General features: G+C 52.4%; 14 protein-coding genes and 1 pseudogene. 5 read left to right on the forward strand and 10 right to left on the reverse strand.

Features of this window, described 5'->3' with window-relative positions; genetic code table 11:
- Positions 1 to 4: 4 nt before the first annotated feature.
- The 8 genes from H2508_RS04410 to moaC form a co-directional block, all read right to left on the reverse strand.
- Positions 5 to 889, reverse strand: coding sequence for an amidohydrolase family protein (locus H2508_RS04410; RefSeq protein WP_182169234.1), 885 nt, complete (start codon positions 887 to 889; stop codon positions 5 to 7).
- Between the two features lie 170 nt (positions 890 to 1,059).
- Positions 1,060 to 2,298, reverse strand: a complete 1,239-nt coding sequence (locus H2508_RS04415; protein ID WP_182169236.1) for a cytochrome P450 — start codon at positions 2,296 to 2,298, stop codon at positions 1,060 to 1,062.
- Between the two features lie 163 nt (positions 2,299 to 2,461).
- Positions 2,462 to 2,938 (reverse strand): thioredoxin-dependent thiol peroxidase, encoded by a 477-nt coding sequence (bcp, locus tag H2508_RS04420; RefSeq protein ID WP_182169238.1) that lies wholly within the window; start codon positions 2,936 to 2,938, stop codon positions 2,462 to 2,464.
- A gap of 39 nt (positions 2,939 to 2,977) precedes the next feature.
- Positions 2,978 to 3,523, reverse strand: a complete 546-nt coding sequence (locus H2508_RS04425; RefSeq protein ID WP_182169240.1) for an NUDIX hydrolase — start codon at positions 3,521 to 3,523, stop codon at positions 2,978 to 2,980.
- A gap of 72 nt (positions 3,524 to 3,595) precedes the next feature.
- Complete coding sequence (locus H2508_RS04430) at positions 3,596 to 4,066, reverse strand: flavin reductase family protein (protein WP_182169242.1); 471 nt, start codon at positions 4,064 to 4,066, stop codon at positions 3,596 to 3,598.
- A gap of 104 nt (positions 4,067 to 4,170) precedes the next feature.
- Positions 4,171 to 4,632, reverse strand: coding sequence for a molybdopterin synthase catalytic subunit MoaE (gene moaE, locus H2508_RS04435; RefSeq protein ID WP_235964810.1), 462 nt, complete (start codon positions 4,630 to 4,632; stop codon positions 4,171 to 4,173).
- A 5-nt stretch (positions 4,633 to 4,637) separates the two neighbouring features.
- Entirely contained in the window at positions 4,638 to 4,889 is a 252-nt protein-coding gene (gene moaD / locus H2508_RS04440) for a molybdopterin converting factor subunit 1 (RefSeq protein WP_182169246.1), read from the reverse strand.
- Positions 4,890 to 4,894: 5 nt separating this feature from the next.
- Positions 4,895 to 5,383 (reverse strand): cyclic pyranopterin monophosphate synthase MoaC, encoded by a 489-nt coding sequence (gene moaC / locus H2508_RS04445; protein WP_182169248.1) that lies wholly within the window; start codon positions 5,381 to 5,383, stop codon positions 4,895 to 4,897.
- A 325-nt stretch (positions 5,384 to 5,708) separates the two neighbouring features.
- Here moaC and H2508_RS04450 point away from each other — a divergent pair, with 325 nt between their 5' ends.
- The 5 genes and pseudogenes from H2508_RS04450 (at position 5,709) to H2508_RS04475 (ending at position 12,992) form a co-directional block, all read left to right on the forward strand.
- A complete protein-coding gene (locus H2508_RS04450; RefSeq protein WP_182169250.1) occupies positions 5,709 to 8,261 on the forward strand; it encodes an EAL domain-containing protein in 2,553 nt (850 codons plus the stop codon).
- Positions 8,262 to 8,377: 116 nt separating this feature from the next.
- The gene (locus H2508_RS04455; RefSeq protein WP_182169252.1) at positions 8,378 to 8,791 is read left to right on the forward strand and encodes a hypothetical protein; all 414 of its coding nucleotides are present in this window, start codon (positions 8,378 to 8,380) and stop codon (positions 8,789 to 8,791) included.
- Positions 8,781 to 9,251 carry a hypothetical protein gene (locus H2508_RS04460; RefSeq protein WP_182169254.1) on the forward strand — a complete coding sequence of 157 codons (471 nt, stop codon included), beginning with the start codon at positions 8,781 to 8,783 and terminating at the stop codon, positions 9,249 to 9,251. Before H2508_RS04455 ends, H2508_RS04460 begins: the two co-directional genes overlap by 11 nt.
- Before the next feature lie 293 nt (positions 9,252 to 9,544).
- A pseudogene (locus H2508_RS14985) lies at positions 9,545 to 10,843 on the forward strand (phosphotransferase family protein).
- 172 nt (positions 10,844 to 11,015) lie between these two features.
- Positions 11,016 to 12,992, forward strand: coding sequence for a pyrroloquinoline quinone-dependent dehydrogenase (locus H2508_RS04475; protein ID WP_182169260.1), 1,977 nt, complete (start codon positions 11,016 to 11,018; stop codon positions 12,990 to 12,992).
- A gap of 103 nt (positions 12,993 to 13,095) precedes the next feature.
- Here H2508_RS04475 and H2508_RS04480 read toward each other — a convergent pair whose 3' ends face one another.
- Both H2508_RS04480 and H2508_RS04485 read right to left on the reverse strand, forming a co-directional pair.
- On the reverse strand, positions 13,096 to 13,392 hold the full coding sequence (locus H2508_RS04480; RefSeq protein WP_182169262.1) for a Dabb family protein: 297 nt from the start codon (positions 13,390 to 13,392) through the stop codon (positions 13,096 to 13,098).
- 2 nt (positions 13,393 to 13,394) lie between these two features.
- Positions 13,395 to 14,588, reverse strand: coding sequence for an LLM class flavin-dependent oxidoreductase (locus H2508_RS04485; protein WP_182169264.1), 1,194 nt, complete (start codon positions 14,586 to 14,588; stop codon positions 13,395 to 13,397).
- Positions 14,589 to 15,049 lie beyond the last annotated feature (461 nt).

Here is a 15,049-nt window from a genome sequence, read left to right on the forward strand (position 1 = left end):
GCCCCTACTCGTCTAGCTTAAAGACGCGGATGGCGTTTTCGCGCAGGAACTTAGGCCAGACTTCATCGCGGAAAGGCACATCGGGCAGCTCTTTAAAGATACGATCCAGCGACAGCCCCATGGGGAAATAACCGGCGTACATCACCTGATCAGAGCCGCGGGTGTTGGCAAAGTGCACGATGTCTTTCGGGTAGTGCTTGGGCGCAAAGGCCGATGTCATGTAGTGCAGGTTGGGGTACTTGAGCATCATCTTCCAAGCTACGTCGGTCCAGGGCTCACAGCCGTGGCGGGTTACGACACGCAGCTCTGGGAAGAACCACAGCACTTCGTCGAGCAGCTCAACTTTCTGCGGGCCAAATGGCAGACGCGGCCCGGGAATACCCATGCAAGGACAGAATGGAATATCGAGCTCAACCAGCTTGGCGTAAATTGGATACCACTTCTTGTCGTTGACCGGTACTGGTGGACAAATCATCGCGGGGGATGCAGTCACCGCCTTGATGCCAAACTCTTCATGCAATGCCACGATGGTGCGAACTTCGTCCATGCCATTGTTGGGGTTGGCTTCATAGCTGGCAAAGAAACGGTCGGGGTAGCGACGCAGCGCTTCTTTGTGCTGCTCAGCGTAGGGCCCAATGCCGAGCATGGCGCGCTCAATACCGTGCTTATCCATCTGCGCCACGGTGTAGGCAATGTAGTCTTCCTGCTCGCCGGTCTGCTCGTTGATATCGGCGATATCTTTGAACATATACTGAGCCGGCATCTTGAACATCTCATGGCTTTCTTTATCCATGAGCATGGGCTTGATCCACTCGTAAAAATTGCTGTTATCGTCGCCGGGAACGGCAAGCATCAAATCGATGACGCCAACATCTTTGGGCATGGCCATGCGGAATTACTCCAAGTCATTAAAACATTTGGGCTTTCATTGTGACCATTAGTCACAGCGCAACCAAGCACAAGCACAGAACAGGCTGAAGAATATCCGGCAGGGCTTAATACCGTGAACCAGAGCGCAGCCTGTTATGTCGCAGTGCTTGACTGAGTCAATGGCTAAAACTAGCTTGAAACTACATCAAAGCTAATATTCATCTCCTTGATGCCATTGATAAAATTAGATCTCAGCCAGTTGATTTCCCCCTCGAGGCGCGGATTGCGTATATGGCGCAAAATCTCGCTAAAAATTACTTCCAGCTCCAAGCGCGCAAGGTGCGAACCCAGACAAAAGTGCTGACCGACACCGAAAGCGCGGTGCTCATTGCGCACATCTTCACGTTGGCTGCGGCTAATATCGAAGCTCTCTGGATCGCTAAAAACGGATTCGTCGGCACTGGCCGAACCGTAATACAAGCGCAGAGCGTCACCCTTTTTGATCTGTTGTCCACCGAGCTCTAGGTCTTCCATAGCAGTCCTACGGAAGGCGATAACGGCAGGGTTAAAGCGCAGAAACTCCTCGATCGCATCTTCGAGCAGCTCGGGATTATCAACCAGCATTTGGTACTGCTCGGGGTGCTCCATCAATAGGCGCATGCCCTGGGAGGTCACGGTACGCGTGGTCTCGTTGCCGGCGACAATCAGCAGCATAAAAAAGTTACAGAACTCATCATCCGTCAGGGGCTCATCTTCCACTGTGCCCTCTAGTAACACACTGACAATATCCTGCTGCTGGGGGTTTTCCTTGTGACTGGTAGCGATCTCCATGGCCATCATAAACATCTCGACCATGGCGTTCATGCCGTCTTCTTCGGAGGTGGTCAGGTCTGGGTCATCCATACCCAACATGATGTTAGTCAGCTCAAACAAACGGTGACGTTTTTCTGCCGGCACCCCCATCAGTTCACAAATCGCCAGCAGCGGCAGCTCCATGGCTACCTCTTCGACAAACTCACAGCGCCCGCCTTCAATCGCCTTGCTGACAATATCGCGGGCGATGGCTTCAAAGCGAGGGCGATAACTTTCAACTTTGGCGGGAGTAAAGGCACTGCGTACTAAGCGGCGAAATTTCAGGTGCTGGGGCGGATCCATGTTGATCATCAGCAGGCGCACCATATCCAGCTCTTCTTGGTTGGCGGGCTCATTCAGCAAACAGCTGCGCTCATAGGAAGAAAACAGCGCTGGATTTTTAGAGATGTAATCAAGATCTTCGCGGCGGGTAATCGCCCAAAAGCCGGGGACCTCGCCCTGCCCCTCATGCCAATACACTGGCTTTTGCTCGCGCAGGTAGCTGTACATTTCTCGAGGGTGGCCGCCGTGATAACTATCGGGGCTGATCAGATCAATATGTGGGCAAGTTGCCATCGGGTGGTACTCCAGTGGTTAGTGCTGGCATCCCTTCCCAGTGTCACGAGTTACCAGCTAATAATTATTAGGCCAAGGAGGATATATCGGAGCGGAGCCAAGAAGCAATAGCCGGCTCCGCTAAAGGGCAGATTCTGGGCGGGCCGATCTCGACCCGCAGCTGTTAGAGGCCCAGTTCGCGAATCAAGGCAATCACATCGTCATGGTGGGACTTGGTTTTGACTTTAGCCATGATGTGCTTGAGGCGGCCATCTTTACCAATGATAAAAGTACTGCGCACAATACCCATATACTCACGGCCCATGAACTTCTTCAGAGCCCAAACGCCGTACTTCTCGGCGATGGCATGATCTTCATCTGATAGCAGGGTGAAGTTGAGGTCCTGCTTGTCAATAAACTTGCCCAGCCTAGCAACCGGGTCAGGGCTGACACCCAGCACCACGGTATCGAGCTCCTCAAACTCTGCTTTGCTATCGCGGATGCCGCAGGCCTGCACCGTGCAGCCTGGGGTCATCGCCTTGGGATAAAAGTACAGTACGACATTACTCTTATAGCGGAACTGCTTTAGGCTAACTTTGTTGCCGTCCTGATCCAGCAGTGTAAAAGCTGGCGCCAGATTGCCGATCTTGGGGTGGGCCATGATTGATCTCCTAGCTAAATAAGATTGAACACAGGTCCTTTATGAGGGCTTGCGGCGGCGTTCAATAGCTGCCACACGCACTGGAAAACGACCTTGCGTAGCGTCGCTGAAGTATTCTTTCAGGCTGCGGCTAACCACTGGAAAGGCGAGCTCATCCCAGGGGATATCGCGCTCTTCAAAAAGTGCCGACTCCAGACTCTCCGGGCCGGCACCAAAAGCGCCCTGCTCTATGCCGCAGCGATAAAACATGTAGACCTGAGAGATATGCGGTATGTCATAGATCCGATAGAGCTCAAGCTCGGTCGCCTTCGCCTCGGCCTCTTCCCAGGTTTCTCGCGCCGCGCCCTGCTGACTGGTTTCACCGTTCTCCATAAAACCAGCTGGCAAAGTCCAGTAGTTGCGCCGCGGCTCAATAGCCCGCCGGCACAGCAAAACCTTGCCCTCGTGAATGGGCAGGCAGCCCACAATCACTCGGGGGCTAGTGTAATGGATTGATTGGCAGGACAAACAGACGTAGCGCTTGCGATCATCCCCTTCCGGGATTTGCAGGGCGACTTCGGCGCCGCAGGTGGTACAAAAATTCATAGAGGCGACTTCATGCTGGTTTCAAGCGTCCCAGTATAGACGCAATACTGGGACGCTGACAAAGCACTGGGATTAGTGAATTTCACCATAGCCACCACTGTAAAACAGCAGCGGTTTACCAGTCGGCCGGTGCGTCATATTGCGCACTTGCCCGACAATAATCAGGTGATCGCCGCCGGCGTGAGTAGCATCCATTTCACACTCAAAGGTTACCAGTGCACCGCGAATCACTGGCGCACCGTATTTACCCAAACTGAAGTGCTCTGGGCGAATAGCGTGGTCACCTTTGCGGGCGTAATCGTTGGACAGCGACTGCTGAGTGCTGCAGAGCACGTTGACGTTAAAGTAGCGCGCCGCTGCATACTCCTGATAAACCTCGGAGTTGTTTTGCAGGCTCCACAGTACCAGAGGCGGCTCCAAAGACACTGCGGCAAAGGAGTTAACCGTCATCGCAATGGGCAATTGGTCCCGAGTGGTGGTGGTAATGAGGCAAACACCGGTAGCAAAGCGCCCCAGTGCATTTCTGAGTTCACGTCCATCCATATTGTTTTAACACTCCATAGCTGTTCTGTAGCTGATTCTATTGACCAGCCTCATTCAATACCGGCAAAGCTTGCCGGGCATCCCCTATTCAGGTGAATCTCTCGTTAATTCTTATGCCAGCGCTGGGCTCGGCTCTGATCACTGGCCCGCGCCTCAACCCAGCGCCGACCAAAACTGCCCAACTCGCGCTTCCAAAAAGGCGCGCGGGTTTTCAGGTAGTCCATTATAAACTCACAGCCCTCAAAGGCATCACCACGGTGAGTAGCACTTGCTCCCACCCAGACAATTTGCTCGCCCACTGCCAGGCGGCCCACGCGGTGGACCACAGCAATGGATTTGAGCGACCAGCGCTGCTGGGCCTCCTGCACAATCGCCGCAATGCTCTTTTCAGTCATGCCGGGATAGTGCTCTAAGTCAATCGCCGTCACTGTGGCCTCGGGGCCCGCCTTCACATAGCCGGTAAAGGCCACTACCGCCCCCGCGTCATCTTGCAAGACGCTGCGCTGTAAGTCCGCTATATCAAAGTCATCGCGCTGAACCCGAACGCTACATGCTGCAGGCAACAAGGGCATCACCCCCCGGTAACCGGTGGATAAAAGGCGACTTCATCACCGGCGACCAAGGCTTGATCACCATGTACCACATCGTGATTCACTGCCCGCAAAAGGTTAACTTCGCTCAGTACCTCGCGCCATTTGGCTCCGCGTTGGCACAAGTGCTCATGAAGGGCATCTAAGCTGGCAACTTCGGCACTGTGTGCCAACTGCAAGCTATCCTCGCCTAGGGCTTCGCGTACCCGGGCAAAAAAACGTACCTGTATCATTCTGTTCACAGCTCCTGTTGATCGCGCTGCCAAGTGCCACTCTTACCGCCCTCTTTTCGCTGCAAGACAATGTGCTGAATTGCCATAGCGCGGTCGACTGCTTTACACATGTCGTAAATGGTCAAGGCAGCAACTGAGGCAGCGGTCAGGGCCTCCATTTCAACTCCGGTTTTACCCGACACCGAACAGCCAGCCTCAATCAGCACGCTTGAACTCGCTTCATCGGCGGTAAAAGATACGTCGACCGCATTGAGCATCAAGGGGTGGCAGAGCGGAATTAAATCCGAGCATTTCTTGGCCGCTTGGATACCGGCCACCCGCGCTACGGCAAAGACATCCCCTTTAGCATGACCGCCTTCAAGCAGCAGGCGCAAGGTTTCGGGCTGCATAAGGACACGAGCCTGAGCCACTGCACGACGCTGAGTCTCTGCTTTGTGACCGACATCCACCATATGGGCCGCACCGCTCTCATCTAGGTGCGTCAATCGCGACATGATTCTCTCCGGGGACACTTGATGCCAAATTCTATCTAATTGACCTAGGGAATGACACTCATTCGACTCGCCGGCTGGTGCGTGGCCTTAGCAAATGCAACGCCCTATTTGTTAACGGTCGAGTACGCAGCCTGCTAAACACTGTCAGGCTTCGGTATAGCGAACAACTACTATAGAATGGCCTTGTTGAGCATGGCCATCACAGCTAGGTCCTTCTGGGCTGGTAAGCTCAACAATCGCGCAGCATGCTGAAGCTAGATTAGGACGGCGCCTGTATGATTGCTAAAACACTACGCTCACCAGAGCTCGCAGCAACGGGAATGATATGGGACTTCAATTTTTAGGCGAATCTGACGAACAACTTAAAAGTTCACTGAGCTTCCCCGCTGACTTTAGCGTCGCCAAAATCCTTAAAACTGATGTACTTTACTGCAGCCCTAGCACTTCGCTCAACGAAGCAGCCTCACTGATGCAGGAGCGTAACTGCAGCTCGATAATCGTGCTTGACAACAATTCCCCAAAGGGCATTTGGACCGAACAAGACGCCCTCTTGATCAACTTCGATGACCCGGCGCAATTTACCCGCCCAATCAACGAAGTGATGAGCCAACCAGTGATCAGCATCCACGCAGACACCCTACTGAGCTCAGTGGCGACACAGTTGCAAAAGAACAAATTGCGCCACTTCCTTGTTGTCGATGATGATGAAAACACCCTAGGGCTGCTCTCACAAAGCGACATCGTCGAACATCAGGTCTTAGAACACTATTTGGACTTACGCAGTACCGCCTCAGTACTTCGCCGCAATATTCCACGACTTGCTGCCGATACACTGTTGAGCTATGCGGTGCGCAAAATGCAGCTGAGTGCCAGCAGCGCTATTATCATCAACTACCCTGATCAGAGCTACGGCATTCTGACCGAACGCGACTTGGTGCATTTAATTGCCCAACAATCGAGCAAGCAAACTGTCGGCGATGTCGCTAGCAGGCCACTGATCTGCATCCCCCATGATATGAGCCTCTATCGAGCGCGCAAGACACTTAGCGAGCGCGGCATTCGTCACGTGGGCGTTACCCAAAACGGTGAGCTGCTCGGCTTAGTCAGCTTCCGCGAAATCATGATGGATGTCGAATCTACCTATATGAACGAGCTGCGGGAGGTACTTCAGGTCCGCGACCAGGCACTTTCAGCAGCAAAGCGCAACTTGCAGCTCGCTGAGCGGGTGATCGACAGCACTCTGGAAGGGGTGATAATTACTGACCCGCGCGGTCGCATCCTCTTTGTGAACCCGGCCTTTAGTAAAATTACCGGTTACAGTGATGCAGAAGTTATCGGCAAAACACCGGCCATTCTAAAATCCGGCCATCACAATAATGACTTTTATCAAAGCATGTGGCTTGAACTACAGAGAGAGGGTCGCTGGGAAGGTGAGGTTTTAAACCGCAAGAAAAATGGTGAGCTCTTGCCCAAGTACCTCAGCATTACTGCTATCTATAACGAGCAAGGGCAAGCCAGCCACTACGCGTCTATGTTCAATGATATTTCTAAGCTCAAGGAGAGCGAGGAAAATATCCGCAACATGGCTTATCGCGACCCACTTACCGGACTACCCAACCGGCGCTTGCTTGAAGACCGCTTGGACATGCTAATTGCACAGGCCGAACGTCACAACAAGCTGATCGGAGTGCTGTTCATTGACTTAGATCACTTTAAACATGTCAATGACAGCCTTGGGCACGCCGCCGGCGATGAGCTCTTAGTAGAATTAGCGCGGCGCTTAAAAAGCTGTCTGCGCAAAAATGATACGGTAGCGCGCTTAGGTGGTGATGAGTTTGTCATCATTCTCAGCCAACCCGACAGCATTGATGATATTGTGCATACTGCTGAGCGTTTGATGAACAAGATATCTCGCCCAATCTTGATACAAGGGCGAGAGCTGGTACAAACCAGTAGCATTGGCGTCAGTGTCTATCCCAATGACGGACTGGAGCGAGACACGCTACTCAAACATGCCGACGCCGCCATGTACGCAGTCAAGAGCAGCGGCCGCGATGGCCTCAGCTGCTACGCCCCTAGTGAGCAAGCCAGTTTTAGCGATCAGCTGACTCTGCGCTTGGAACTACGCCAAGCCTTAAAAAATGGCCAAATAATGGTCTATTATCAGCCTTTAATGGATAGCTTGGGACAGCTAGTCGGCGCTGAAGCGCTGCTCCGTTGGCAACATCCTGAGCGCGGCTTTATCCCCCCCGATAGCTTCATCCCCTTAGCGGAAGACAGCGGCTTAATACTTCCCATCGGTATATTTGTTTTACAGCAAGCTACTGAGCAATTTGCTCGCTGGAATAAGCAGGGTATGCGTTTATCGGAAATTTCAATTAACGTTTCAGGCCGGCAGTTGCGCGACCAAAACTTTATTAGGCAAGTGAGCGAAAGTTTAAAAGAGCACAATATTGCACCTGGGCAAATAGTGTTTGAGTTAACTGAAAGTGTGCTGATGGACAAGATCTCCGGTAGCCGCTTACAGGACCTAAAAGACCTAGGGGTGTCGCTGGCGCTGGATGACTTTGGTACCGGCTATGCGGCGCTACTTTACCTACGAAGATTCCCCCTGGACCGCCTAAAAATAGACCGCAGTTTTGTGCGTGAGATGCTAGATAGCAGTTCCGATGCCACGATTGTGTCAACACTGATTACCCTGGCTAACAAGCTCAAGCTACAAGTGGTGGCAGAAGGTGTCGAAAGAAGCGATCAATTTGAAACTTTACGCGACTATGGCTGTGAACTATTTCAAGGTTTTTTATTTTCTCAGGCCTTAGCACCAGCCCAGTTTGAGGCACAATTTTTAAATCAAGTCAGCAACAAACGTAGTGGCTAATGATTTAAGGGACTTTATTTAAAGCCCCCAATTCATTACAATAGCTCCCATCAAATAACTCTAGGTGTCGAAGCAAGCCAATCTCTGGCCTGCTACATAGTACCTGGAGTTTTTTTATGACTATTGTTCCCGCAAATCGCCTGCAAGGCTTTTTTAAGCCACTGCCTAGGTTTAGCAACAAAGTTCCCAGCCTCTACATCGATAGCCTGCTCGTCCCTGATGACCCCTACGAAATGAAGGTCTATTTCGTAAACAACTCGGGCCGCAGCCTTGAATGGCTAGATCTACCCTACCCTATGTTTCAGCCCTATCGAAGTACTTCGATTGAGAGCGTGCGCTATCTGAATATCGAGCACAGCGAAGCAGTATTAGTCGCTGAGTTTGATCAAGTTTTTGACAGCGACTTCCTCCACCGGCTGAGCTTTAAATGGAAGGCAGCAGAACAGCCGCTAAAAGAAGCCCAGCTGCTTAGCAAGGGATGCAAAAAATTCCACTATCACGTGCTGGAGTGGTTAAGCGATGATGCTTGAAGATGCTTTGCAAGAACAAGACTTTGAGCAGCAGCTGCAATGGCAGTTCTTTCGCTTTCAGTTCAAGCGCCGTGCGCGCTGCGCTTCACTTTTTGACTCTGAACAGGGACGGGAGATTATGCAACTACCTAGCCAAGACCGTAGCGTGGCAGGATTTGCACTGCATCCTGACTCAGCTTTTAGCAGGGATTTGGCCGCTTATTTGCACTATTTAGAGCGACACCATCTCCTCTTGTACTTTGAGCAGCCTGATCTAGTGGAAATCTGCGCTGTGGAGGATTACTGCGAAGACGATAACTGGGATGAGGATGACGGGGATGAGGAGGAAGGCTTGTTTAGCTATTCGACCCTCAATCTCAGGCTGCCCCCGCGCAGCTATTCTCAGAGCTCTGTGGGCTTTAGCTTCATTGACGACAAGCTATTTTCCTCGAGCTACCTAGAGGTCATCGAGCTGCCCTAGCAGGCCATCAGGCAGAGAGTAAAAGCTCTGTCTGATGAACAAGTTCGATGGACACAAGTACCCAACATCCAGCCTTCAAGCTAACAATGCTGCCACTGAGCTGCTGACCTAGTCCCTTTGGATGATTGTCAGAGTGAGTTAAGCCGCCTAGTATCCCTCTTTAAAATATCCATTTAAAAAATAGCAATAAGAGGGTTAAGTAGGTGGCAGCTAGTACTCAGACACAGATTGATTCAGCAGCTCAAGCTTGGATAAAACTGGTATTAAAAGCCAAGTCCATCGAGCTCCAGCGCATGCTTGTCCGCCGCGAAGCTTGGCAAATCACTGCCGAGCTCAACTCAGGTGACAAAGCTAGCTACTTTCTTAGGATAGACCGGGATGCATTGCGTGGTGAGCCAGGCACTCGTGGCTTAAAGCGCGAGTCCGATCTGATGCGCTGTTTAGCTGAGCACAGCCAGATCCCCATTCCCAAAGTGCTGGCCTGGAGTGATGAGCACTGTATTGCTATTCAATCCTTCGTCTCGGGGCGGGCGGATCTAAACAATGCGGCCCCTGAAGAGCAGCACTCTGTGATGCAACACTTCATGGACATCTTAGCTGAGATGCACCAGATCGACGTAGATCAGTTCAATCTCGAAGGTTTTGAGCTACCGTCGACCGCTGAAGAGCACTCCCTAATAGAGCTCGACGCAGTAGACAGCCAAGTCGACTAAAGCCTGCCACCAGATAGCAGCACCCTACTGGGCAGCTTTGGTAAAACCTGGCTACGCAAGCATGTGCCTACAACAGTGGAGCGCACTTCAATCTTGCAGGGCGACACCGGTGCCGGCAATTTTCTGTTTGCCGATGGTCGGGTGACCGCGGTAGTTGATTGGGAGTGGGCTCACTATGGCGACCCAATGGAGGACCTGGGTAATATCTGGCTCAGGGATTTCTTTACGCCGAGCGCTGGCGGTGACTTAAGTGATTACTTTCGGCGCTACGCGGCCAAAGCTGGCCTGCAATTAGATCGACAAAAAATCATCTACTACTTAGTCCATCAACTGATCCGCGGCGTAGTGTTCATTCCGCACATGACACGCCGCGCCGACTGGCGCTCAACGGTGGCCCTAAACCTTGGCTACCAAGCAATCAGCGATCTCGTGAGCTGCGAGGCCATTGGGCTGTATCACGGCATTGAGGAGACTGAGACTGAGTCCCTTGAGATTATCGAGGACCCTGAGGCAGGTGATCTCTACCGGCTCATCACAAAACAACTCGAACAAGGCGTGGCGCCAAAGCTAAATGACGATTACAGCTTATCCCTAGTGGCAGGTGTCGCCGACATCACTCGCTACTTGGAGCGCCGCCACATCAATGGCCCCCGAGCGGATAAGATGGAGCTGGAAGGTATCAACCGCTTACTGGGAGAAAGCTATCAAGAGCTGCAGGCGGCGCGTCAGGCCTTTAACATTGAACTGCAAAACATGCCAAAAACTGACGAGCTAGCAGTACTAGAGCACTGCTGGGGCGTAGCGAGGCGCAACTTGGAGCTGATGGGTCCCTTAGCGGATCGCTGGCGCCAATGCCGCTTGGCAACGGTCGATGTGTAACGAGGGAGTGACAACAGAGCCCCGCGAAGTCCTTAGGGCAAGGACCGGAAGCCGGGCAGCTTACCAGTACCCCAGCCAAGCCGAAAAGGCGCATTACATTTACAGGAAAATGTTTTTGCTGCATCATAGTCTTTTGCAGTCAAGATCATTAACTCGACTTGGGCCTTAAGGTATGCGCTATAAAAACCTATTAAAATCCTGCTTGGCAGGCCTGACCCTTATTCTAGTGGCCTGTGGCGAGAGTGCTATAGACTACTCTGGAAACATTGGTCAGTGGCAGTATTATGGTGGCAATGCCGGCGGTCAGCGCTTTGCTGACCTCGATCAAATCACTGCTGATAACGTCAAGGACTTAGAAGTCGCCTGGGTCTACCACACAGGTGACGTATCCAGCGGCAATGAAACACATGGCGCCACCGCCTTCCAAGCCACGCCACTGGTTGCAGAGGGTACGATGTATGTCTGCACGCCTTACAACCGCGTAATCGCCCTCGACCCTGAAACCGGCGAGGAGCGCTGGACCTATGACCCAGAAGTCGATCTCAGTGGTATATACACACCCACCTGTCGCGGAGTGGCTTACTGGCAGGGTGAGGAGCAAGGCACTTGCAGTAGCCGTATCGTCAGCGGCACTCTGGATGCCAGGCTCATTAATATCGATGCCAAAACAGGTAAAGCCTGCAGCGACTTCGGAGATCAGGGTTCAGTGAACCTGCTGAACAATCTCGGCGACGTGCGCCCCGGGGAGTACTATGTCACTTCGGCGCCCCTAGTGATCAATGACCTAGTTATCACCGGCGCCTTCGTTAAGGACGGCCAGCGAGTAGATGCCCCATCCGGGGTCGTGCGGGCCTACGACATACGCAGCGGCCAGTTACGCTGGGCATACGACCCAGTACCACCTGGCATGACCACGATCACTGCAGAACAAGCCGAGCAAGGCGCCCTGTTTACCCGCTCGACACCCAATACATGGGGCAATATCTCAGCCGATATAGAGCGCGGTATCGTTTACCTGCCTACTGGAGGCTCACAGCCGGACCATTACGCAGGCGATGAGCGCGGCGACATGGATTACTACGGCACTTCAGTCATTGCCGTTGATGCCAATACCGGCGAGCGTATCTGGAACTTCCAAACCGTTCACCACGACATTTGGGACTGGGACGTTGCGGCCCAGCCGGTGACCTTTGAACAGCATGGCACAACACCCGGAGTGATCGCCGCCACCAAGATGGGGCATATCTTCTTGCTCAACCGGGAAACCGGCGAGCCGCTATTTCCGGTGGAAGAAAGAGCAGTACCCCAAAGCCGCGTACCGGGAGAGTTCAGCGCCCCAACACAACCCTTCCCCACCCTACCCAAACCCGTACACCCGAATAAGCTGACAGAGGATGATATCTGGGGCATCTACCCCGGTGACAAAGCGGCCTGCTTAAAGCAGTTCCGAGAGTTCACTTACGAAGGGATCTTTACGCCGCCGGATATCGAGCGCCCTGCGCTGCTCTGGCCCGGCTTAGGCGGCGGCATCAACTGGGGCTCAGTCTCGGTAAACCCCCATACCAATATCATGCTGGTGAACAGTATGCGGGTTCCCTACACCGTACAAATCCTGCCCCGTGCCGCGGCAGAATCCTTAGACGGCTCTGACTTGGTGGGCGTCAACCCACAGGAAGGGACCCCTTATGTGGTGCAACGCGGTGGCTTTTTATCACCCAACAACACGCCCTGTACCCCACCACCCTGGGGCGTGTTAACGGCCATCAATCTAGATTCCGGTGAAACCCTTTGGGAGCAAGCATTGGGCAACCTGGCAGAACTAGCCCCCCTTGGTCTAGGCAAATTTTTCAACTGGGGCACTCCCAATACCGGCGGCAGTCTACAAACCGCTAGTGGTTTAGTCTTTATAGCGGCGACGCTGGACGGCTATATCCGCGCCTTTGACTCAGCCTCAGGCAAACTGCTGTGGGACAGTAAGCTACCAGCCCCTGCCCAAGCCACACCGATCAGCTACCGCTTATCGCCCGAGGGCAAGCAATACATTGCCATTGCTGCTGGTGGCCACGGCCCACTCGCCTATGCTGCCAAAGGCCCAGAGAAACTGGGCGAGCTGCTGGGCGATGCCATTGTGGTGTACGCCCTACCTTAGGGCTTTACATCGCTCTGCAAGAGAGTAAGCCTGAAACGACAGGCAAAAAAAAGCCAAGCCACCCAAGAAGAGTGGCTTGGCTAAAGCCCAACATGAAACTGTATTAGCCTGTTTTGATTTGCGCCGTAGAGTAACTGGCCATGACCTCGCCACAGACTGGGAAAATCACATCTGTGTGCGCAGCGTGAGTCGAATAGTGGAGGAAATCTTCTTCGCTATCGAAAGTACCAAAGACAGCTAGATCCGCGTTTCCTTCAAGCAAATTTAAATCTAAGCCCACGCTAAACTCCCGAATCACTGATATATGTTCAGGTAAGCTTTCGAACGCTGCTTTCACCGCTTCGCGCCGCTCTTGGCTGGTACCTTCCTTGAAATAAATCAATGCCACATGCTTAATCATTATTAACCTACCTTCTTTCCCTTGGATGCCATGTCGTCATCGTGAACTTTAATCGCCTTTTCAATGCCGCCCATATACTCCGCCATAAAGCGATCAGCATTACTGGCAGCCCAATCTAAAGATGCTGTGCGATTAATATTCGAGTGCTGGAAATGCGGCATCACGTACTGGGCCACTAAATCATAGGATTTCTTAGTGGCTTCAAAATCGGCCGCATTATGGACCAATGATAAGAAGCTACCGAAACCACCAGATTGGTTCTGCAGTTTCTCAATATGAGCAATCAGGTCGTCTGGGGTGCCCACTATACCCACGCCAAAGGCACCGAGCCCACCCGTGGTCCAAACATCAATGGCCTCATCCAAATCCTTCACTTGCGGGAACAGCTCACCGCCAAACTTATGGAAATAATTAAACATATCCAGCAAACCAAACTCGAGATCGCGCCGGGCCTGCTCTCTGGTTTCGGCAATATGGAATGGCGTGACCACGCGCCAGGTATCCCGATTAACACTTTTGCCAAACTCGCTGGCCCGGGCTTCGCATATTTGCCAACTATCAGCCAAGGCTTTAAAACCCTGTGGGCTTGAGGCGGCAACTGACAGCATTGCAACACCGTGTTTACCGGCCAAGCGCGCCCCTGCGGGTGAAATAGCTGAAGCCACGGCAATTTCCAAATTAGCCTGGTAAGGCAGAATGTGCATCCGCGCTTCGTTCAATGTAAACCAGTCGGTTTTAGCCGTAACTGTCTCTCCGTCGAGCAGGCGAACCAAGACGTCGAGCGACTCCTCCATACGCTCACGCAAGCGCTGCGGGTCAATGCCCATCATATAAGCATCGGCAATAAGTTGCCCCGGCCCCACACCAAAGATCAATCGCCCACGGGTTTGGTGATCCAGCTGGGCTATGCGATCAGCCAACACTAAGGGTTGGTGATAAGACAGCGAGCTGACGCCGGTACCAAAGCGTATGTTGCGCGTACGCTCTGCTGCAGTAGCAATAAAGACCTCCGGCGAGGCGATGCACTCATAAGCACCTGAGTGATGTTCACCTATCCAGGCCTCGTCAAAATCTCGCAAGTCGAGATGCTGAATAAGCTCAAAATCTCGCTCTAAGGCAAAGGTAGGACTGGTTCGATCATTGTGAAAAGGAGCAAAAAAGGCTCCGAAGCGCATGCGTTTTGGTTGATAGCTCATCGATAGTGTCTCCTAGAGAAACTGACAAAACATTGTGTTTGGATTGTTTTTTAATAATAGCCGCAGAAAGCGCCCCTTGCAATAAAGATTCACTAGGACTTCAAAATAGCTCTATAGAGAGCATAGGTGCAGGGTTTTAAAGCCAAGTGCCTTGAATGAAAACCCAGCACTGTTGAAAAATCACTTATAGAGGAGCAATGTAAAACAATAGAGCAAATAGAGCTGCACAGAGGTCATTGTCGTGCAGCTGTTAAAGCAGTGGCTGTCTAGTGTGCAGTGCTGTACCAAGCTCAAGATATGACTGCGGTACTGCCCCTAGGCTGATCGCAAAGGCTAAAGTAGCGTTTAGCTACACTTGCCTAACAAGAGGAAGTGGGCAAGTATTCCAAGCCATTAGTGAGAGCTTGAACAGACAGGCCTTCTTCCTTAGCAGTTCACATTAAGACTCTTTAGATAAGGAC

Origin of the sequence: Sediminihaliea albiluteola (genome assembly GCF_014077625.1) — a bacterium.
GTDB classification, from domain to species: Bacteria; Pseudomonadota; Gammaproteobacteria; order Pseudomonadales; family Halieaceae; genus Sediminihaliea; species Sediminihaliea albiluteola.

Coding starts and splice junctions, on each gene's coding strand:
- H2508_RS04410 (WP_182169234.1), bottom strand. CDS start 889: ATGGCCATGCCCAAAGATGTTGGCGTCATCGATTTGATGCTTGCCGTT.
- H2508_RS04415 (WP_182169236.1), bottom strand. CDS start 2,298: ATGGCAACTTGCCCACATATTGATCTGATCAGCCCCGATAGTTATCAC.
- bcp (WP_182169238.1), bottom strand. CDS start 2,938: ATGGCCCACCCCAAGATCGGCAATCTGGCGCCAGCTTTTACACTGCTG.
- H2508_RS04425 (WP_182169240.1), bottom strand. CDS start 3,523: ATGAATTTTTGTACCACCTGCGGCGCCGAAGTCGCCCTGCAAATCCCG.
- H2508_RS04430 (WP_182169242.1), bottom strand. CDS start 4,066: ATGGATGGACGTGAACTCAGAAATGCACTGGGGCGCTTTGCTACCGGT.
- moaD (WP_182169246.1), bottom strand. CDS start 4,889: ATGATACAGGTACGTTTTTTTGCCCGGGTACGCGAAGCCCTAGGCGAG.
- moaC (WP_182169248.1), bottom strand. CDS start 5,383: ATGTCGCGATTGACGCACCTAGATGAGAGCGGTGCGGCCCATATGGTG.
- H2508_RS04450 (WP_182169250.1), top strand. CDS start 5,709: ATGGGACTTCAATTTTTAGGCGAATCTGACGAACAACTTAAAAGTTCA.
- H2508_RS04455 (WP_182169252.1), top strand. CDS start 8,378: ATGACTATTGTTCCCGCAAATCGCCTGCAAGGCTTTTTTAAGCCACTG.
- H2508_RS04460 (WP_182169254.1), top strand. CDS start 8,781: ATGATGCTTGAAGATGCTTTGCAAGAACAAGACTTTGAGCAGCAGCTG.
- H2508_RS04475 (WP_182169260.1), top strand. CDS start 11,016: ATGCGCTATAAAAACCTATTAAAATCCTGCTTGGCAGGCCTGACCCTT.
- H2508_RS04480 (WP_182169262.1), bottom strand. CDS start 13,392: ATGATTAAGCATGTGGCATTGATTTATTTCAAGGAAGGTACCAGCCAA.
- H2508_RS04485 (WP_182169264.1), bottom strand. CDS start 14,588: ATGAGCTATCAACCAAAACGCATGCGCTTCGGAGCCTTTTTTGCTCCT.